Below are 18,235 nucleotides of genomic sequence, written 5' to 3' on the forward strand. Positions count from 1 at the left end.
CCTTTCAGGCCGCAGCCGAGGCAGCTTGCCGGAGTCCGAGCGCCTGCCCGATGTCGTTGGGGTCCGGCGTGTCCCGGCAAGCCAGGTCCGCCAGCGTCCACGCGAGGCGCAGGACGCGGTCGTATCCGCGGGCAGTCAGGACGCCGCGTTCAAGCGAGTGGTCCAGGATGCGCGTTGTGGGTGACGCCAGGCGCAGTGCTCCGCGAAGCACACGGCCCGGAACCTGTGAGTTGGTTTCCAGCCCCAACGGACGGAGTCGTTCCAGCTGCCGCATCCGGGCGTCACGGACCCGGGCAGCAACGGTAGGGGTGTCTTCCTCCGCTCCGGTCCGTCCGAAGTCAGCAAGCGAAACCCGTTCCACCTGCAGTTGGATGTCCACCCTGTCCAGAAGCGGCCCGGACATCCGGGCCAGGTAGCGGCGCCTCATCATGGGAGTACATGTGCAATCCAGCCCTTTCCCCGAAGCTTTCCCGCAAGGACAGGGGTTGGCAGCGAGCACCAGTTGGAACCTTGCCGGATAGGCGGCTGTGCCGGCGGACCGGTGGATCACCAGTTCGCCGCTTTCCAGCGGTTGCCTCAGCGCATCGAGGACCCGCCGTTCGTATTCCGGAGCCTCGTCCAGGAAGAGCACGCCACGGTGGGCCCTGGAGGCCGCGCCGGGCCGCGGCAGCCCTGAGCCGCCCCCGATGATGGCCGCGGCGGTGGCACTGTGGTGGGGATTCTCAAACGGCGGCCGGCGCAGGAGCTGCACAGAGGCGGAAGGCAGCGCACACAAGGAGTGAATGGCCGTCACTTCCATGGCCTCGGTGTCAGCAAGGTCCGGGAGGAGTCCCGGGAGCCGCTCGGCAAGCATTGTCTTCCCGGCCCCGGGCGGACCGGACAACAGCAGGTGGTGGGCGCCGGCGGCAGCAACCTCAAGTGCACGCCGGGCCTCCCCCTGCCCCGAAACATCGCACATATCCGGCGCCACCCCGCCCCAGGCCGCAGCATCGCCGGAGGAGTCCTCGTCTTCGGGTTCGAAGTCCAGGGCGAGCTCCTGCGGATCAGCTCCGAAGTCACAGGCGAGGCGGGCGAGGGTCCTGTACCCGCGGACCCTCGCGCCCGGCACCAGCTCAGCCTCCGCAGCATTTGCCTGCGCCACCACAATGTCGGGGTACCCCGCTTGGACGGCGGCCATGACGGCCGGGAGTATCCCGCGCACCGGCCTGAGCCTGCCGTCCAGGCCCAGCTCGGCGATGAAGACTGTCCGCTCCGTGGAGCGGATGTCATTCGCGGCACGCAGGACGGCCATGGTGATGGCAAGGTCGAACCCGGAACCCCGTTTTGGTAGCGAGGCCGGGATGAGGTTCGCGGTGATCTTGCGCCTGCTCAACGGGATGCCTGAGTTTTGCGCGGCGGACCGGATCCGCTCCTTGGCTTCGTTCAGTGAAGCATCCGGCAGGCCGAGGATAACGAAGGCCGGAAGGGTCTGGCCGATGTCAGCCTCGACTTCCACGATGTACCCGTTGAGTCCGACAAGCGCTACGGAATATGTCCTGCCCAGCGCCACTTACCCCACCCCTTTAAGGTGCTCCACCCGCGGCTGGCCGGCGCCGTCGTCCAGCACGGCAACAACGTCGACACGGCGGAAGGGCATGCGGAGCTCGTGGTCGCGGCACCATGCCGATGCGAGCTTATGCAACCGCGCCAGCTTGGCGACGCCGACGGCTTCAAAAGGATGCCCGTAGGCCAGGGATCTACGCGTTTTCACTTCGGCGATGACGAGCGAATCGCCGTCGAGGGCCACGATGTCGATTTCACCTTCGGAACAACGCCAGTTGCGGTCCACGATCCGCATGCCCTGTGATTCAAGGTATCCGGCAGCCAGTTCTTCCCCGCGCCGGCCAAGCAAGTCTTTGGCTCTCATTTCTTACCTCCGCCACCAGCCTGCGCGACGGGCGGAGGCTGGCATACCGACGGAGGGCGCTATGTGGGAAACCCCGGCGAACGGCCGTTGTGGAGGAGAAGTTGCCGCGTGGCGTTAGCCGCTAGGCGCGGGTTCCGCATCTCATGCAGTGGGCGGACTGGTGCGGCCGCTCATCGTAGAAGCCGGCATGGCTGCTCCAGATGTGCCCCAGGAACCAACAGAGTATTTTCATGATGAGATCTTCTCTGATTTCAGCCGGACAGGCGGTGCCAGTAAAGATCCCGCTGCGCTCGGCTCAAGCACCGCGGGTATTTGTCTGCGGACGCGAGGCTCCTCCGCGTCGCGGCAAGCCATCGGAACAGAACTACGAATACTACGAATCAATCCCTTACAGTAGTCTCGCGCCGTGGACGGCAGGGTGCCAGACCCCGGGCAAAAAACAGGTAGTTCAAACGGCCGATCCCGAGGTCGGACCTCCGGACCGGGTGGCAGGTCGGGTGCCTGCGTCAGTTGCCGAGGTCCACGTCCTTGGGAAGGGCCAGTTCCTCGTTACGGGGCAGTTCTTCCACGTTGACGTCTTTGAAGGTGATCACCCGCACGCTTTTAACGAACCGGGCGGAGCGGTAGACATCCCACACCCAGGCGTCCTGGAGCGTGAGGTCGAAGTAAACTTCGCCATCGGCGCTCCGCGCCTGCAGGTCCACGTGGTTGGCAAGGTAGAAACGCCGCTCGGTCTCGACTACGTAGCTGAACAACCCGACGACGTCACGGTATTCGCGGTAGAGCTGCAGCTCCATGTCGGTTTCATAGTTCTCAAGATCCTCGGCACTCATGGTTCCATCTTGCACTATTCAGCGCCGCACCGCGGCCAGGGCAGGGAACACAGGTCAGAGAATCTGCCAGCTGACCCGGTGGTAGGGCGTGGGCCCCGAGGCCTGGAGGGCCTCCTTGTGCGACGCCGTGCCGTAGCCCTTGTTCTCATTCCAGCCGAAGGAGGGGTACTCCTCGTGCAGCGTCCGCATCAGCCGGTCCCGTTCCACCTTGGCAAGAATGCTGGCGGCGGCCACGCTCAGGCACTGCATATCCGCCTTGACGAGGGTGTGCACCGGCGCGTCGCAGCCCGGACCGGCCGGTGCGTCGTCGAAGAGCGATGCCTGTGCCGCCGGTGAGAGCCAGTTATGGCTCCCGTCGAGCAAGACCACGTCCGGCGTCACGCCTGCCGCCAGGATCTGGAGCCAGGCCCGCGTCCCCGCAGTCCGCAGGGCGGCGATGATGCCCATGGAGTCGATTTCGCCGGCGGAGGCGTGCCCAACCGCCGATGCCACGCTCCAGCTCCGTACCAGTGGCTCCAGCCGCTCACGGTCCGCCTCTTTCAGCAGCTTGCTGTCGCGGACGTCGTCAAGCAGCACCGGCCGGCTCAGGTCCACGACGGCGATGCCGACGGTCACGGGCCCCGCGATGGCTCCCCTGCCGACCTCGTCGATGCCGGCCAGCAGCTTGGCACCGGAACCGAGGAACCGGTGCTCGTAGTCGAGGGTTGGTGCAATGGACATCTATTTTCCAGTCGGTGCAGGTACGTCCCGGAACACGTCCGGATAATTGCCGAGCGCTGTCAGCCGGTTGAGCGGCCAGGCGATCACGGCCGCCTTGCCCTCGATGTCCGGCATATCGATGAAGCCGCCGTTGCTGTCCTGATGCGCCCGGGAATCGGCCGAATGGTTCCGGTTGTCCCCCATGACCCAGATCTTTCCGTCCGGGACGACGACGTCGAAATTGCGGATATCGGGGATCTCGGCAGGGTTGACGTAGGTTTCGTCCACTGCCTTGCCGTTGATGGTGAGTTTGCCTCCGGCGTCGCAGCAAACCACATGGTCACCGGGGAGGCCAACCACACGCTTAACCAGGTGCTGCTCCGAGTTGTCCGGAAGGAGTCCAACGAAAGTCAGGCCGTCCTGGACCCAGGTGAACGGTCCATCCGCTTTCTCGGGCGTGGGCACCAGCCACCCCTTGGTGTCTTTGAAGACCACTACATCGCCGCGCTCGAGGGCGAAGGGCTCCGGCACGAGCAAGTTGACGAATATCCGGTCGTTGACGTCCAGCGTGCTGACCATGGATTCGGAAGGTATATAGAACGCCCGGAACAGGAAAGTCTTAATCAGGAAGGACAGCACCACGGCGATCGCCACCACCGTGGCCACTTCCTTGATCCAGAGGTACAGCGGACCATGGGCCTTGCGGTCTCTTGCCCCTTTGGACGGGCCGGCCTTCGAATGGGCGCCCCTCGAACCGGCGGCCCGGCCGTCGGCCGGGTGAACGCCTTCCGTGGCAGTTGCGGCAGGGTCCTGGAGCCCATGGCCGCGTGCCGCGGAGTCTTCTACCGCGGAGTCCCGTCCCGTGTGCTCGCCTCGGTCGGGGGCATGCTTGAGCGGATCAGGAGTCCGGGGGTCGCTCTCGGGCATCTACTGTCCGTCCTTAGTTGTCGTGCTGGTTTCTGCGGGCCGGGGCACGTCCGCAAATCTATCGAGTGGCCAGATGACCTGGACCGGCCTGCCGATCACCCGGTCCAGGGGCACCATGCCGCCCCCCGGTGCGCCCAGCAGGCTCCGGGAGTCGGCGGACATGGACCGATGGTCTCCAAGCAACCATATCCGTCCAGCGGGAACGATCACATTGAACTTCTGCTTGCTCGCAACGTCTCCGTTATAGAGGTATGGTTCCTCAAGCGCCTGACCGTTCACTCTGAGCCGCTGCCGCTCATCGCAGCAGGCAACATGATCGCCGGGCAACCCGATGACCCGCTTTATGTAGGTTGTATCACTGCCTGTGATACCAAGCCAGCGGCCCGCCGCCGCAGCGGCGTCCTGCAGTGGACCGTTGCCGCTGTTAAGCGGCGCGAACGTCCCGCGGCCGTCAAAGACCACCACGTCGCCGCGCCGGACGGGTTCGGACTGGAAGTCGGTCCGCGAGACCAGGATCCTGTCACCTGCCCCGAAGAGCGGCTCCATCGAGGCGGACGGAATGTAATACACATCCATCCAGAGGGCCCGGACAAGTCCGCTGATGAGAAGGGCCAGCGCCACGGCGAGGAACGCAAAACGCCAGCCCAGTTTCCTGGGCTGGCGTTCTGACTGGTCCATGATCCGTATCCTGTGGCGCTGTTGCGGAAAGCTCCGGCGCGGGCCGGATCCGGGTTCTGGACCCGCCGTGGAAGTCCGGAGGACTTACTTGGCGGTGCTGAAGTCGCGCTTTTCCTTGATCTTCGCAGCCTTACCGCGCAGTGCACGCATGTAGTAAAGCTTGGCGCGGCGGACGTCACCCTTGGTGACGACCTCGATCTTGTCGATGATCGGGGAGTGCACGGGGAAGGTACGCTCCACGCCGACACCGAAGGAGACCTTGCGGACCGTGAAGGTTTCGCGGATGCCGTCGCCCTGGCGGCCCAGGACGAAGCCCTGGAATACCTGGATACGGGAGTTCTTGCCTTCGATGATGTTCACGTGAACCTTGAGGGTGTCACCTGCGCGGAACTCCGGAACATCAGTGCGCAGCGAAGCTGCATCTACGGTATCGAGGATATGCATTGATCCACTCCTGGTGAACGCCACAGGTCATCCACTTTGGGTCACGGCGGCCAAGCCCGGAACACGCCCGGAAATCACCGCCGAAAGTTTCTGATCCGGCACCATCACTGATTGAGGGAACCGGGGTGCCGGGCTGTTGGTGGCGCTCCCCCTGTGGCAGGTGCGCACCCAGCAGGCACAAGGACTAATTTTGCCACATCCGGAGGATTCCGGCTAATCCGGACCGTTCGGCGTCAGCCTCCGGACCGCCCGGCGTCAGCCTGCCGCGGGTGCGCCGTTCCCGTCCGCTTCCGGGCGGAGCCGGAGGCGGCCGTCGACGACGTCGTACCCCAGGTCCCCGAGTGCGGTGCGGTCCGCGCGGGGAAGGGTGCCGGCGTCGAAAACCTCAAGGAGGTCGGGGCGGCGTTCGGCCGTGCGGCGGTACTGCTGGTGCCGGCGCCACTGGGCAATCTTGCCGTGGTTTCCGCTCAACAGCACCGGCGGAACTTCGCGGTCGCGCCAGGTGGAGGGCTTGGTGTAGACCGGGTACTCCAGCAGGCCGTCGGAGTGTGATTCCTCCACGAGGGACTCCGGGTTGCCAACGACGCCCGGCAGGAGCCGGACGATGGCTTCCGTCATGGCCAGCACCGCCACTTCGCCGCCGTTGAGGACATAGTCGCCCAGGCTCATGGGCCGGACGGTGAAATGCTCTTCGGCCCACTCGATGACGCGTTCGTCAATGCCTTCGTAGCGGCCGCAGGCGAAGACCAGCTGATCCTCCGCGGCCAGTTCATGCGCCAGCGCCTGGGTGAAGCGCTCCCCCGCCGGGGACGGGACAATCAGTACCGGCTTGCGCGCAGGAGCGTCGCCTCCGGCCGCGGCCACCGCACCCAGCGCCTGCGCCCAGGGTTCCGCCTTCATCACCATGCCGGCTCCGCCGCCGTACGGGGTGTCGTCCACGGTGCGGTGCTTGTCGGTGGTGAACTCACGGAGGTCGTGGACGAACAGGCCCAGGATGCCGTCCTGGCGCGCTTTCCCGATCAGGGAAAGTTCCAGGGGCGCAAGGTACTCCGGGAAGATGCTGACGACGTCGATCCTCATCTAGGCGTTGTCTCCGGCGTCCTCGACGTTGATGTCAAACAGGCCCGGCGGAGGGGTGACCAGGAGGTACTTTTCGCCGACGTTGACTTCAGGGACGATCTCTTCCACGAAGGGGATCAGGATTTCCTTGCCGTCGGTCGCCTCCACCTCGATGAGGTCCTGGACCGGAAGGGTGCGGAGCCCGGTCACCTTGCCGACGACGGCGTCGCCGACGCGGACGTCGAGGCCGACCAGCTCGTGCTCGTACCAGCCCTCGTCGTCGTCCTCGTCGAGCTCTTCGGTTTCGATGAAGAGTTTGGCGCCGCGGAGGGCTTCGGCCTGGTTGCGCGTCTCCACGCCCTCAAAGCCCAGCAGCAGGATGTCCTTGTTCCAGCGGGCACTGTCCACGGTCAGCGCGCCCACAGACGCAGGCTCAACCACAAACTCCGTGCCCGGTACGAACCTGTCCTCCGGCGCATCGGTCAGGACCTGGACGGTCACCTCGCCGCGGATGCCGTGCGGTTTGCCGATTCGTGCCACCTGAAGCTGCATCTGTTCCTCTGTTCGGGATTGTTTGGCGGAATTGCGGGGAAAACAGTCCGGCCCCTCCACCATTATCTGGTGAAGGGGCCGGACCTAAGGCAGGAATTGCGGGAGCGTTACCGGCGGCGGTCGGTGTCGACGACGTCGACCCTGACCTGTTCGCCGCCGGCCAGCGCCGCGACAACAGTGCGCAGTGCGCGTGCAGTGCGGCCCTGACGTCCGATCACCCGTCCGAGGTCGTCCTGGTGAACGCGCACCTCGAGGGTGTCCCCGCGGCGGTTGTTCTTGGCGCTGACCTTGACGTCCTCGGGACTGTCAACGATCCCGCGGACAAGGTGTTCGAGCGCTTCTGCCAGCAATTTACTCAGCCTCGGTGGTCTCTGCTTCAGCTTCGGTGGAAGCTTCGGCCGCCTCGTCCTTCTTGGCCTTCTTGGTGATGGCTTCCGGGATGATCACAGAACCCTTTTCCGGGGTAACGAAGGCTTCCTTCGGAGCTTTGGTCTTCAGGGTGCCTTCCTGGCCCGGCAGGCCCTTGAACTTCTGCCAGTCACCGGTGATCTTGAGGATCGCGGCAACCTGCTCGGACGGCTGTGCGCCGACGCCGAGCCAGTACTGGGCACGGTCCGTGTCGACCTCGATGTACGAGGGCTCTTCGGTGGGGTGGTACTTGCCGATCTCTTCGATCGCACGGCCGTCACGCTTCGAGCGTGCGTCCATGACAACGATGCGGTAGTACGGTGCGCGCATCTTACCGAAGCGCTTAAGGCGAATCTTTACGGCCACTTTTGTGGTCACTCCTGTTTCTGGAACGAGTTCGAACCCGGCGTTCTGCACCCGTGGGGCGGGCCATACTTGGGGGTTCTAAAAGGACAAGATCCGGACGCGGAGAGAGGGGCCACGCAGATCGAGTACCTGTTCATTGTGCCAGATCAGCGCCCGGATTTCGACTTGACACACGCCGGCCCGGTCAGGAGGACCAGACGTACAGGCCCGTCCGGTCGCCCGGGTCCACGCTGCCGGCCATCCGGGCAAGCCGCTGGACATACCCGAGGGCCTCTTCGGAGCCAAAAGGCATGTCCTCCTCGGCCGCCCACCTGGCCGCCACGTCCTCCAGGACGTTGCCTTCGCCTTCGGTCTCATAGCTCAGGAGTTCCGCGAGCGCCCGCACCATGGCCGCGGGCACACCCAGGAGCGAATCGCTCGCCACATCCACCATGGCCAGTTCGTAATCCGCGCCGGATGCGTGCACCGCCGCTCCCACCAGGTCGCCCAGCTGCTCGATCTCGAAATCGCTGATGTCCGGAATCCGCAGGGCGTCCGGGGCCGCAGGCCCGCCGCCGTCGAGGGCACCCGCGCGCTTGAGTGCCTCATCGTGCGTGGCAACAAAGATTTCGGTGAAACCCATGGAAATCGTCCTCATTCCGTCGGCGGTGTGATGGTCCGGCCGGGCAGCTTCGATGCCACCCCCCGGACTTCAGGCTTCAGCCTAACCCAGAAGGACGCGCAGGTCAGCGGACGGCCACGCGGATCCGGTTGCGCCACGGATCCTCAAACCGCAGCTCGGCTCCGGTGTGGTGCGACGCCACGCCGGCAACCCGCAAACGGTCGGCAAGAGCGCCGACGTCGTCCGTTCCCGGCACTTCGATCAGGACTTCGCCCAGCCCGAGCGTGTCCCGGCGGGGACCGGCGCCCCTGCTGTTCCAGACGTTCATCGCCATGTGGTGGTGGTACCCGCCGGCCGAGACGAACAGGGCCTGCCCGTGCCATCCGGCCGTCTTCTCGAAGCCGAGGGTGCCCACGTAGAAGTCATGCGCTGACTGTACGTCGCCCACCTGGAGGTGGACATGGCCGACGCCGGCGCCGGACTCGCGCTGCCCGCTCACCGCCTCCTCGGTCAGGAACTCCTGCAGGAACCGCTGCGGCGGCAGGGCAAGGCTGTCCATGACCACATTGGTACCCTCCCAGGACCAGGCCTCACGCGGGCGGTCCCAGTAGAGTTCAATGCCGTTGCCCTCGGGGTCGTTGAAGTAGAAGGCCTCGCTGACGAGGTGGTCGGCGCTTCCCGTGAACAGCCGCGGTTCATACCGGGCCGCCGAGGCAACCGTGGCTGCGAGCGCGGGGCGGTCCTCGAAGAGCAGCGCCGTGTGGAACAGCCCGGCTTCACCCTTGCCCGGGAGGTTCAGTTCCGGTGCCGGCGCCAGGTGGACCAGGGGTTTGCGCGCCGGCCAAGGTACACGCCGCCGTCCTGCTCGGCCACGACCTCCAGCCCGAGCGCCCGCTGGTAGTAGTCCGTCATCAGCTTGATGTCGCCCACCTTGAGCATCACCGTGCCCATGGCGAGGCCGGCGGGCAGGACGTCCTTGCTGCTGGATTCCATGGTCATGGCAACTCCCAAACTCCCGAAACTTTGCCGCCGGTGCCGGCGACGCTTACATGGAGTTAAATTACTTGAAGCTTCAATTTATTCCTAACGGAGCTGGCTTCCCCGCAGAACGATGTGCCTGAGATTCAGCAGCGTGGCCGGATGGACCCTGGGATCCGTGTCGCACAGGACGACGTCGGCACTGGCACCTTCGGTAATGCCGTCCGCTCCCAGCCAATCCCGGGCGGCCCACGACGCAGCGCCGAGGGCCGCTGTCGCCGGCAGGCCGGCGGTGTGGAGCGCGATGATTTCATCCACGATCCGGCCGTGGCGGATGACGCTGCCCGCATCCGTCCCTGCGTAGATCGGCACGCCGGCGTCGAAAGCTTCCACGATCCGTTCGTTCCGGCGCTCCCACAGTGCGCGCATGTGTGCCGCGTACACCGGAAACTTCTGCTCTGCCCGGGACGCTATGTCCGGGAAGGTCGCAATATTGATGAGCGTGGGCACGATCGGAACCTGCTGGTCGACAAACCGGGGTATGTGCCGCGGCAGGAGTCCGGTTCCGTGTTCGATGCAGTCGATTCCGGCGTCGAGCATGTCATCCAGGGTGTCCTCGGCGAAACAGTGCGCCGTCACCCTGGCCCCTTCATCGTGCGCCGCCCGGACGGCGTCCCGCACCACGGCGGCAGGGAACGACGGCGCGAGGTCGCCGGCGTCGCGGTCTATCCAGTCGCCCACGAGCTTGACCCAGCCATCACCCGCGCGGGCCTGCTTCCGCACTGCCTCGACCAGGCCGTCCGGCTCCACTTCGACGGCAAACCCCCTGAGGTACCGGCCGGTCCGGGCGACATGCCGGCCGGCGCGGATGATCCGGGGCAGCTCCGGGCGCTGCTGGAGCCAGCGTGTGTCGTGGACGGCGCCGGCATCACGGACCAGCAGTGTTCCCGCGTTCCGGTCCGTGGTGGCCTGCTCCTCAGCCAGGGAATCCGGAACGTCACCGGCGGGTCCCAGCCCGATGTGGCAGTGGGCATCCACCAGGCCGGGAAGGACCCAGCCGTCAAGCACCACGTCCGGCGGAGCGGCCGGACGGCTGAATGTCAGCCGGCCGTCCACGGCCCAAAGGCCCCGCCGCTCCTGGTCCGGGGCAGTGAGCACGGTCCCGCTGAATTCAATGACGCCACGCATGCTTCAAGCCTAAACCTGCCCGTCCCGTCACCGCCTCGCACCCTGCGCCCGGTGTCACAGCCGGTGTTGTTGGGGACCCTCGCGATGCCTTGTGGTAGCTTCGTCTACGACCACACGGGTGCCCTTGCAGGGGCTGAGATCGGGCTGATGCAGCCTGCGACCGTTGAACCTGTCCGGGTAATGCCGGCGAAGGAAGTGAGTATTCCGTGAATACACCAGAAACACAGCTCTCCCCTGCCCAAAAAGAAACGCAGTCCCTGAAGTCACATTCGTTGGCATTCATCAACGACGAAGCCACCGGGATCCGCGTGCCGGTGACCGAGATTGCCTTGGAGGACTCGCCGGGCGGGACAGCAAACCCGCCGTTCCGGGTGTACCGGACGGCCGGGCCGGGCAGCGATCCCGTGGTGGGGCTCGAACCGTTCAGGACCCGTTGGGTTGAAGCCCGGGCCGACACCGAGCCGTACAGCGGCCGGGAACGCAACCTGCTCGACGACGGCAGGTCCGCCGTGCGCCGCGGTGCCGCCTCGGCGGAGTGGAAGGGCGCGCAGCCGGTGCCCCGCCGCGCCGTCGACGGCAGGACCGTCACCCAGATGCATTACGCCCGGCAGGGTGTGGTGACTCCCGAGATGCAGTTTGTCGCCCTCCGCGAAAACTGCGACGTGGAGCTTGTCCGCAGCGAAGTGGCTGCCGGCCGCGCCATCATCCCCAATAACATCAACCACCCGGAATCCGAGCCGATGATCATCGGCAAGGCCTTCCTCGTCAAGATCAACGCCAACATCGGCAACTCGGCCGTGACCAGCTCCATCGCCGAAGAAGTGGACAAACTGCAGTGGGCCACCCAATGGGGTGCCGACACGGTGATGGACCTGTCCACTGGTGACGACATCCACACCACCCGGGAATGGATCATCCGCAACTCCCCCGTGCCGATTGGCACCGTGCCCATCTACCAGGCGCTGGAGAAGGTCAACGGCGAAGCCAACAAACTCACCTGGGAGATCTTCCGCGACACGGTGATCGAACAGTGTGAGCAGGGTGTGGACTACATGACCATCCACGCCGGAGTGCTGCTGCGCTATGTGCCGCTGACGGCCAACCGTGTGACTGGCATCGTCTCGCGCGGCGGATCCATCATGGCCGGCTGGTGCCTGGCGCACCACCAGGAGAACTTCCTTTACACGCACTTCGACGAGCTGTGCGAAATTTTCGCCAAGTACGACGTCGCGTTCTCCCTGGGTGACGGTCTGCGCCCGGGAGCGACGGCGGACGCGAACGACGCGGCCCAGTTCGCCGAACTGGATACCCTGGCGGAACTGACCCAGCGCGCCTGGGAGTTCGACGTGCAGGTGATGGTGGAGGGACCGGGGCACGTGCCGTTCCATCTGGTCCGCGAAAACGTGGAACGCCAGCAGGAACTCTGCAAGGGCGCACCGTTCTACACCCTGGGGCCCCTGGTCACGGACATCGCCCCGGGCTACGACCACATCACGTCCGCGATCGGCGCCACGGAAATCGCCCGCTACGGCACGGCCATGCTCTGCTACGTCACGCCGAAGGAACACCTGGGCCTGCCGAACAAGGACGACGTGAAGACCGGTGTGATCACCTACAAGATCGCCGCCCACGCGGCGGACCTCGCCAAGGGCCACCCGGGCGCGCATGAACGTGACGACGCATTGTCCAAGGCCCGGTTCGAATTCCGCTGGCGGGACCAGTTTGCACTCTCGCTGGACCCTGTCACTGCGGAAGCCTTCCACGACGAGACGCTGCCTGCAGAACCGGCCAAGACAGCGCATTTCTGTTCCATGTGCGGGCCCAAGTTCTGCTCCATGCGCATCAGCCAGGACATCAGGGACGAATACGGTTCAGCCGAGGCCCAGGCCGCCCTCGCCGAGATGGCGGCAGGCATGCGGGAAAAGAGCGACGAATTCCTGGCAGCCGGCGGAAAAGTCTATCTCCCGGAGCTGCAGCTACGACGCCCGTGAGTGCTGGCGGCGGCTGACTTCTGCGATGAACGACCGGATGAACCGGTCGCCCTCCATCGAGTCCTGGGGCCGGTGTCCGCCCGCGGCAACGCGGTGCTGGGCACCGGTTTCGCGCAGGTAGCCGGCGATCTCCTCGTAGAGCGGCTCCCAGCCGCCGGTGAGGACCAGTGTGGGGACACCCGGAACGATGTCCAGCGGCGCCTCCCACGGAGGGGCCTGCAGCCGGAGCCGGCGTGCGGCGTTGAGCGCCTCCGGCGTGGACGGCCCATCGCTGTGCACGGAAAACGCGCGCCGGACGAATTCCCGCTGGAAGTCGTCGTCGCCAAGCTGGTGCCGCACGTCGAACAGCGGCTGCATCAGGGCACGGTGCGCGGCACTCGCAGGCAGTTCAGCGGTCAGGGAGAGGCAGGCAGGCTCCACAAGGACGAGGGACTGCACCAGGTCCGGACGCTCCACGGCGGCCATCATGGCCGCGATGGCACCCTGGGCGTGCGCCACCACATGGCCGCCGGAGGCACCACGGCCCCCGTCCGCCAAAGCACCCAGCACGATCCGGGCATCGGCATGGAAGTCCGAGTCGAGGGGTTCCGCCGACGCGTCAAAGCCGTGGCGGCGCAGGAACAGAGCGTCGTAGGCCAGGGCCATGCCGTGCTGCTTGGGCCACGCGGCGGACCCGAAGGCCCCCGAACCGTGGACGAACACTACGCGCTGCTTAAACATGCCCCAACCCTATGGCAAAGTACGCCGCCAGGAGCTACTTGCTCCCGCCGAGGAACTTGTCGAAGCCCTTGGGCAGGTTGAGCTGGGACGGATCAAAGTCCGCGCCCTGCTGCCCGAAGGCGGCACCGGTGGGAAGTGCCTTGCTGGCGTTCGCGCGCCTGGCCTCGGCATCACGGAGCTCCTGGGCGGCCTTGGCCGGGTTTCCGGACTTGGCCTTTTTCTTGGGTGCGTTCTTGGCCCCGCCCTTGCGGGCTCCGCCGCCGCCTCCCATTCCCGGCATTCCCGGCATGCCGGGCATTCCGCCGCCCGCCGCCATTTTCTTCATCATCTTCTGCGCCTGGGCAAACCGCTCCAGCAGGCCGTTGACGTCGGACACGTGCATGCCCGAGCCCTTGGCGATGCGCGCCCGGCGTGATCCGTTGATGATTTTGGGGGCAACGCGCTCGTGCGGGGTCATGGAACGGACAATCGCTTCCACCCGGTCGATTTCGCGTTCGTCGAACTGTTCCAGCTGCTGGCGGATGTTCTGCGCCCCGGGCATCATCATGAGCATCTTCTTCATGGAGCCCATGTTGCGGATCTGCTGCATCTGGGCCAGGAAGTCATCAAGGGTGAAGTCCTCCTGGTCGGCGAACTTCTTCGCCATCCGGGCCGCTTCGTCCTTGTCCCACGACTTCTCGGCCTGCTCGATCAGGGTGAGGACGTCACCCATGTCGAGGATGCGGGACGCCATGCGGTCGGGGTGGAACAGCTCAAAGTCGTCGACGCCTTCGCCCGTGGAGGCGAACATGACGGGCTTGCCGGTGACCGATGCGACGGACAGCGCGGCACCACCGCGGGCGTCGCCGTCGAGCTTGGAAAGGACGATGCCGGTGAAGTTGACACCCTCATCGAACGCCAGCGCCGTGTTCACGGCATCCTGGCCGATCATCGAGTCAATGACGAAGAGCACTTCGTTCGGGACGATCGCCCGGCGGATCTGGCGCGCCTGTTCCATCATGTCGGCGTCCACGCCGAGGCGTCCGGCGGTGTCCACGATGACGACGTCGTGAAGCTTCTGGCGCGCTTCCTCGACACCGGCACGGGCTACGGCAACGGGATCCCCGGCCGGGTGCTCCAGTTCAGTGGACGTGGCCCCCGGGTGCGGGGCGAAAACGGGCACTCCGGCGCGCTGGCCCACCACCTGGAGCTGCGTTACGGCGTTGGGCCGCTGGAGGTCGCAGGCTACCAGCATGGGGCTGTGGCCCTGGGACTTCAGCCATTTGGAGAGCTTGCCCGCAAGGGTGGTCTTGCCGGCGCCCTGGAGGCCCGCGAGCATGATGATCGTGGGCCCGGTCTTGGCGAGGCGGATGCGCCGGGTCTCGCCGCCGAGGATCTCAACGAGCTCCTCGTTGACGATTTTGACGATCTGCTGGCTGGGGTTCAAGGCACCGGAAACTTCGGCGCCGAGGGCGCGTTCGCGCACCCGGCCGGTGAATTCGCGCACGACGGGCACGGCAACGTCAGCGTCCAGGAGGGCCCGACGGATCTCGCGGACCGTGGCGTCAACGTCCGCCTCGGTGAGGCGGCCTTTGCCGCGGAGATTCTTGAAGGTTGCTGTCAACCGGTCAGAGAGTGAATTGAACACGCGCCGTGCACTTCTTTCAGTGGATGATCGGGACTCGACTATCTAGGGTACCAAGTCAGCCCTTCAAGATGGCATGCTGGCAGGATGGCCACCCGAACAACTGTAAAAACCCTGCTTATCCTTGGTGCCTCCGGGGACCTGACCGGCCGGCTGCTCCTGCCGGGACTCGCCCGGCTCGCGGCGAAAGGGCGTGCCGACGGGCTCACGCTCGTGGGTGCGGGATCGGATCCCTGGTCCCAGGAACAATGGCTGGAGCGCGTTGAGACGTCCTTTGCCGACTCCAATTCGCAGGCGGACACCGCCGGCAGGCGCGAGCTCAAGCGGATCGCGGAAACAACCCGCTACCACCAGCTTGACGTGACAGCAGGCGGAGGGCTGGCCTCCCTGTTGGCCGGCCTCGAAGCGCCGGTGGCCGTGTACTTCGCCCTTCCGCCCCACGTCAGCCAGAAGGCCTGTGAGGTGCTGGCCCCGGAGGAGGTGCCCGCCGGCACGCGGCTGGTGATGGAGAAGCCGTTCGGCTCCAGTGAAGAGTCCGCCCGGCACCTCAATGAAACCCTGGCAGCGCTGGTCCCGGAAGACCACATCCACCGGGTGGACCACTTCCTCGGCAAGGCGACTGTCCTGAACATCCTGGGCCTTCGCTTTGCCAACACTTTCCTGGAACCGATCTGGAACCGCGGTCACATCGAAAAGGTGGAGGTCATCTTTGACGAGGACCTGGCGCTGGAGGGCCGCGCCCGCTACTACGACTCCGCCGGCGCGCTCCGGGACATGATCCAGAGCCACTTGCTGCAGATCATGGCGCTGATGGCGATTGAGCCGCCGGCGTCCGTGGACGAACGTGACCTCCGGGACGCCGTAGCCACACTCCTGCGAGCCAGCAGCATCAAGGCGCCCTACCGGGCGAGCACGCGGCGTGCACGGTATACGGCAGGGTCCATCGACGGGCGGAAGGTGCCGGACTATGCCAAGGAAGCAGGGGTGGACGCGGCCAGGAACACGGAGACCCTGGCCGAGGTGCAGGTGGACATCGACAACTGGCGCTGGCAGGGCGTCCCCTTCATCCTCCGTTCCGGCAAGGCCCTCGGGGCAAAACGCAAGGAAGCAGTGGTCACCTTCAAGCCGGTGCCGCACCTGCCCAAGGGTTTCACGGGCGTCGACTCGCCGAATCAGCTCCGCATCGGGTTCGGTCCGGACACACTGCAGTTCGACGTCGACGTCAACGGCCCGGGCAACGTCCTGAGCCTGGACCGGGCCACCCTGAACGCCGAGCTGAGCGCTTCCGACCTGCTGCCGTACGGGGAAGTCCTCGAGGGTGTCCTGACCGGTGATCCGCTGCTGTCCGTGCGGGCAGACACGGCGGAGGACTGCTGGCGGATCATCGAGCCGGTGATCAAGGCGTGGGGCCGCGGCAGCGTTCCGCTGGAGGAGTATGCGGCCGGATCATCTGGCCCCGACGGCTGGCCCGCCTAGTCACGGCAGGCACAACTCACTGCACGCAAAAGCGGGCCGGCACCTTCCAGGTGCCGGCCCGCTCCGCGTTCGCGTGGGTTAGATGGCGGCCGAGCCGCGTTCCCCCGTGCGTACCCTTACAGCTTCGAAAACATCCACCGTCCAGACCTTGCCGTCTCCGGCACGCCCGGTGTTGGAGCTGGCGATGATGACATCCAGGATGTCATCCGCCTGTTCGTCCGTGGCCAGGACCTCAACGCGGATCTTGGGAAGCAGATCCACGTTGTACTCAGCCCCGCGGTACACCTCGGTGTAGCCCCGCTGCCTGCCGTATCCGCTGGCTGCGCTGACCGTCAGGCCCTGCACGCCGTAGGATTCGAGCCCCTCCCGGATGGAGTCGAGCTTTTCCGGCCGGACGATTGCTGTGATCAGTTTCATGCCCCCACACTTTCCTTACCTGTTGCTGCGTCAGTCTTCTTGCCGGCTTCGGTTGCCGCGGCGGATTCGTCGCCCTGCTTGCCGGTGATCAGTTCATGCAGGGGCTGGAAGCTCCCGCCGTGGCCGCCGACGCCGAATTCGTAGGCAGTCTCTGCGTGCAGGCTGAGGTCCACGCCCACAACTTCCTGCTCCTGGGAGACCCGGAAGCCCATCGTCTTGTGGATGGCCAGTGCGATCACGGTGGTCAGGATGGCCGAGTACGCGATGGCGATGCCTGCTGCTGCGAGCTGGGCCCACAGCTGGGTGAGTCCGCCGCCGTAGAACAGGCCGCCGCCGACGCCTTCAACCGGGAGGGCAATGAAACCAAGTGCCACGGTGCCGATGATGCCCGACACCAGGTGGACGCCGACAACATCGAGTGAGTCATCGAAGCCCCAGCGGAACTTCAGTCCGACTGCCAGGGCCGAAGCCACACCGGCGACCAGGCCCAGGCCGAGCGCGCCGACCGGGCTGACGTTTGCACATGCCGGGGTGATGGCAACCAGGCCGGCGACAACACCGGAGGCAGCGCCCAGGGACGTGGGGTGGCCGTCACGCACACGTTCGGTGATGAGCCAGCCGAGCATGGCAGCTGCGGGAGCGGCGAGGGTGTTGACCCAGATCAGGCCGCCCTGTTCCGCCGTGGTGGCGGCGCCGCCGTTGAAGCCGAACCAGCCGAACCAGAGAATGGCTGCGCCGAGCATCACGAAAGGGACGTTGTGCGGGCGGTGGTTCGGGTCCTTGCCGAAGCCCTTGCGGTTGCCGATGATCAGAACGAGGATGAGTGCGGCCACACCGGCGTTGATGTGAACCACGGTACCGCCGGCGAAGTCGATGGCCGGGCCGAGGGCCTGGCCCACAGCACCTTCAGGGCCGAAGAGCCCTCCGCCCCAGACCATGTAGGCGATGGGGCAGTAGACCAGCGTGACCCAGACGGGAACGAACACGGTCCATGCACCAAACTTTGCGCGGTCAGCGATGGCGCCGCTGATCAGTGCCACTGTGATGATGGCGAACGTGGCTGCGTAGCCCACCTTGATGAGACCGTCCGGAGTGGTGATGCCTTCGAGTCCGAACGTTGCGAACGGGTTCCCGACGATCTGCATGAATCCTTCGCCGGAACTCATGGATGCGCCCCAGAGTACCCAGACCACACCGACCATACCGATGGAGATGAAGCTCATCATCATCATGTTCAGCGCGGCCTTTGCACGCGTCATGCCGCCGTAGAAAAATGCCAGCCCTGGTGTCATGAACAGCACAAGTGCCGCCGCAACCATGAGCCATACGTGACCTGCGGTAAGTTCCATGGTGCACGTCCTCCCTTGC

The 18,235-nt window shown here is 65.7% G+C and carries 19 protein-coding genes, 1 pseudogene and 1 riboswitch; of the genes and pseudogenes, 2 read left to right on the forward strand and 18 right to left on the reverse strand.

The window, feature by feature from the left end; genetic code table 11:
* Nucleotides 1-4 precede the first annotated feature (4 nt).
* From Q8Z05_RS20530 to Q8Z05_RS20595, 14 genes and pseudogenes are all read right to left on the reverse strand, one after another.
* Nucleotides 5-1,549 (reverse strand): YifB family Mg chelatase-like AAA ATPase, encoded by a 1,545-nt coding sequence (locus Q8Z05_RS20530; RefSeq protein WP_305941363.1) that lies wholly within the window; start codon nt 1,547-1,549, stop codon nt 5-7.
* Nucleotides 1,550-1,906: a YraN family protein gene (locus tag Q8Z05_RS20535; protein ID WP_305941364.1), complete on the reverse strand. Its 357-nt coding sequence runs from the start codon at nt 1,904-1,906 to the stop codon at nt 1,550-1,552.
* Between the two features lie 506 nt (nt 1,907-2,412).
* Nucleotides 2,413-2,739, reverse strand: coding sequence for a DUF2469 domain-containing protein (locus Q8Z05_RS20540; RefSeq protein WP_003806068.1), 327 nt, complete (start codon nt 2,737-2,739; stop codon nt 2,413-2,415).
* Nucleotides 2,740-2,793: 54 nt separating this feature from the next.
* Nucleotides 2,794-3,459: a ribonuclease HII gene (locus Q8Z05_RS20545; protein WP_305941365.1), complete on the reverse strand. Its 666-nt coding sequence runs from the start codon at nt 3,457-3,459 to the stop codon at nt 2,794-2,796.
* Nucleotides 3,460-4,365: a signal peptidase I gene (gene lepB, locus Q8Z05_RS20550; RefSeq protein WP_305941366.1), complete on the reverse strand. Its 906-nt coding sequence runs from the start codon at nt 4,363-4,365 to the stop codon at nt 3,460-3,462.
* Nucleotides 4,366-5,043, reverse strand: a complete 678-nt coding sequence (gene lepB / locus Q8Z05_RS20555; protein WP_305941367.1) for a signal peptidase I — start codon at nt 5,041-5,043, stop codon at nt 4,366-4,368.
* Between the two features lie 84 nt (nt 5,044-5,127).
* Complete coding sequence (gene rplS, locus Q8Z05_RS20560) at nt 5,128-5,487, reverse strand: 50S ribosomal protein L19 (RefSeq protein ID WP_305941368.1); 360 nt, start codon at nt 5,485-5,487, stop codon at nt 5,128-5,130.
* 255 nt (nt 5,488-5,742) lie between these two features.
* A complete protein-coding gene (gene trmD, locus Q8Z05_RS20565) occupies nt 5,743-6,567 on the reverse strand; it encodes a tRNA (guanosine(37)-N1)-methyltransferase TrmD (protein ID WP_305941369.1) in 825 nt (274 codons plus the stop codon).
* Nucleotides 6,568-7,098, reverse strand: a complete 531-nt coding sequence (rimM, locus tag Q8Z05_RS20570) for a ribosome maturation factor RimM (protein ID WP_305941370.1) — start codon at nt 7,096-7,098, stop codon at nt 6,568-6,570. It lies immediately after the preceding gene.
* 107 nt (nt 7,099-7,205) lie between these two features.
* Nucleotides 7,206-7,448 carry an RNA-binding protein gene (locus Q8Z05_RS20575; protein WP_011692324.1) on the reverse strand — a complete coding sequence of 81 codons (243 nt, stop codon included), beginning with the start codon at nt 7,446-7,448 and terminating at the stop codon, nt 7,206-7,208.
* Between the two features lies 1 nt (nt 7,449).
* A complete protein-coding gene (rpsP, locus tag Q8Z05_RS20580; protein ID WP_305941371.1) occupies nt 7,450-7,872 on the reverse strand; it encodes a 30S ribosomal protein S16 in 423 nt (140 codons plus the stop codon).
* A 184-nt stretch (nt 7,873-8,056) separates the two neighbouring features.
* Nucleotides 8,057-8,494, reverse strand: a complete 438-nt coding sequence (locus Q8Z05_RS20585; RefSeq protein ID WP_305941372.1) for a hypothetical protein — start codon at nt 8,492-8,494, stop codon at nt 8,057-8,059.
* A gap of 103 nt (nt 8,495-8,597) precedes the next feature.
* Nucleotides 8,598-9,472: pseudogene (locus Q8Z05_RS20590) on the reverse strand (VOC family protein).
* An 84-nt stretch (nt 9,473-9,556) separates the two neighbouring features.
* On the reverse strand, nt 9,557-10,639 hold the full coding sequence (locus tag Q8Z05_RS20595) for an amidohydrolase family protein (RefSeq protein WP_305941373.1): 1,083 nt from the start codon (nt 10,637-10,639) through the stop codon (nt 9,557-9,559).
* 104 nt (nt 10,640-10,743) lie between these two features.
* A riboswitch (TPP riboswitch) is annotated at nt 10,744-10,851 on the forward strand.
* Between Q8Z05_RS20595 and thiC the strand changes: the two genes are divergently transcribed.
* Nucleotides 10,846-12,630 carry a phosphomethylpyrimidine synthase ThiC gene (gene thiC / locus Q8Z05_RS20600; RefSeq protein WP_305941374.1) on the forward strand — a complete coding sequence of 595 codons (1,785 nt, stop codon included), beginning with the start codon at nt 10,846-10,848 and terminating at the stop codon, nt 12,628-12,630. Its footprint overlaps the riboswitch before it by 6 nt.
* Here thiC and Q8Z05_RS20605 read toward each other — a convergent pair.
* Nucleotides 12,616-13,350 (reverse strand): alpha/beta fold hydrolase, encoded by a 735-nt coding sequence (locus Q8Z05_RS20605; protein WP_305941375.1) that lies wholly within the window; start codon nt 13,348-13,350, stop codon nt 12,616-12,618. The two genes, thiC and Q8Z05_RS20605, sit on opposite strands and share 15 nt — an antisense overlap.
* 34 nt (nt 13,351-13,384) lie before the next feature.
* Nucleotides 13,385-14,977, reverse strand: a complete 1,593-nt coding sequence (gene ffh / locus Q8Z05_RS20610; RefSeq protein WP_305941376.1) for a signal recognition particle protein — start codon at nt 14,975-14,977, stop codon at nt 13,385-13,387.
* A gap of 84 nt (nt 14,978-15,061) precedes the next feature.
* Between ffh and Q8Z05_RS20615 the strand changes: the two genes are divergently transcribed.
* Nucleotides 15,062-16,450 carry a glucose-6-phosphate dehydrogenase gene (locus tag Q8Z05_RS20615; protein WP_305941377.1) on the forward strand — a complete coding sequence of 463 codons (1,389 nt, stop codon included), beginning with the start codon at nt 15,062-15,064 and terminating at the stop codon, nt 16,448-16,450.
* Nucleotides 16,451-16,528: 78 nt separating this feature from the next.
* On the opposite strand, the gene Q8Z05_RS20620 is transcribed toward Q8Z05_RS20615, so the two are convergent.
* Both Q8Z05_RS20620 and Q8Z05_RS20625 read right to left on the reverse strand, forming a co-directional pair.
* Nucleotides 16,529-16,867: a P-II family nitrogen regulator gene (locus Q8Z05_RS20620; RefSeq protein ID WP_011692333.1), complete on the reverse strand. Its 339-nt coding sequence runs from the start codon at nt 16,865-16,867 to the stop codon at nt 16,529-16,531.
* Entirely contained in the window at nt 16,864-18,216 is a 1,353-nt protein-coding gene (locus tag Q8Z05_RS20625; protein ID WP_305941378.1) for an ammonium transporter, read from the reverse strand. The genes Q8Z05_RS20620 and Q8Z05_RS20625 overlap by 4 nt, the downstream gene beginning before the upstream one ends.
* Between the last annotated feature and the right edge of the window lie 19 nt (nt 18,217-18,235).

It is taken from the genome of Arthrobacter oryzae, from assembly GCF_030718995.1.
Taxonomy (GTDB): Bacteria; Actinomycetota; Actinomycetes; order Actinomycetales; family Micrococcaceae; genus Arthrobacter; species Arthrobacter oryzae_C.

What these genes read in the sequence shown, in the direction of transcription:
- Q8Z05_RS20535 (WP_305941364.1), bottom strand. Translation starts at nt 1,906, where the DNA reads ATGAGAGCCAAAGACTTGCTTGGCCGGCGCGGGGAAGAACTGGCTGCC.
- Q8Z05_RS20540 (WP_003806068.1), bottom strand. Translation starts at nt 2,739, where the DNA reads ATGAGTGCCGAGGATCTTGAGAACTATGAAACCGACATGGAGCTGCAG.
- Q8Z05_RS20545 (WP_305941365.1), bottom strand. Translation starts at nt 3,459, where the DNA reads ATGTCCATTGCACCAACCCTCGACTACGAGCACCGGTTCCTCGGTTCC.
- lepB (WP_305941366.1), bottom strand. Translation starts at nt 4,365, where the DNA reads ATGCCCGAGAGCGACCCCCGGACTCCTGATCCGCTCAAGCATGCCCCC.
- lepB (WP_305941367.1), bottom strand. Translation starts at nt 5,043, where the DNA reads ATGGACCAGTCAGAACGCCAGCCCAGGAAACTGGGCTGGCGTTTTGCG.
- rplS (WP_305941368.1), bottom strand. Translation starts at nt 5,487, where the DNA reads ATGCATATCCTCGATACCGTAGATGCAGCTTCGCTGCGCACTGATGTT.
- trmD (WP_305941369.1), bottom strand. Translation starts at nt 6,567, where the DNA reads ATGAGGATCGACGTCGTCAGCATCTTCCCGGAGTACCTTGCGCCCCTG.
- rimM (WP_305941370.1), bottom strand. Translation starts at nt 7,098, where the DNA reads ATGCAGCTTCAGGTGGCACGAATCGGCAAACCGCACGGCATCCGCGGC.
- Q8Z05_RS20585 (WP_305941372.1), bottom strand. Translation starts at nt 8,494, where the DNA reads ATGGGTTTCACCGAAATCTTTGTTGCCACGCACGATGAGGCACTCAAG.
- Q8Z05_RS20595 (WP_305941373.1), bottom strand. Translation starts at nt 10,639, where the DNA reads ATGCGTGGCGTCATTGAATTCAGCGGGACCGTGCTCACTGCCCCGGAC.
- Q8Z05_RS20605 (WP_305941375.1), bottom strand. Translation starts at nt 13,350, where the DNA reads ATGTTTAAGCAGCGCGTAGTGTTCGTCCACGGTTCGGGGGCCTTCGGG.
- Q8Z05_RS20615 (WP_305941377.1), top strand. Translation starts at nt 15,062, where the DNA reads ATGGCCACCCGAACAACTGTAAAAACCCTGCTTATCCTTGGTGCCTCC.
- Q8Z05_RS20620 (WP_011692333.1), bottom strand. Translation starts at nt 16,867, where the DNA reads ATGAAACTGATCACAGCAATCGTCCGGCCGGAAAAGCTCGACTCCATC.
- Q8Z05_RS20625 (WP_305941378.1), bottom strand. Translation starts at nt 18,216, where the DNA reads ATGGAACTTACCGCAGGTCACGTATGGCTCATGGTTGCGGCGGCACTT.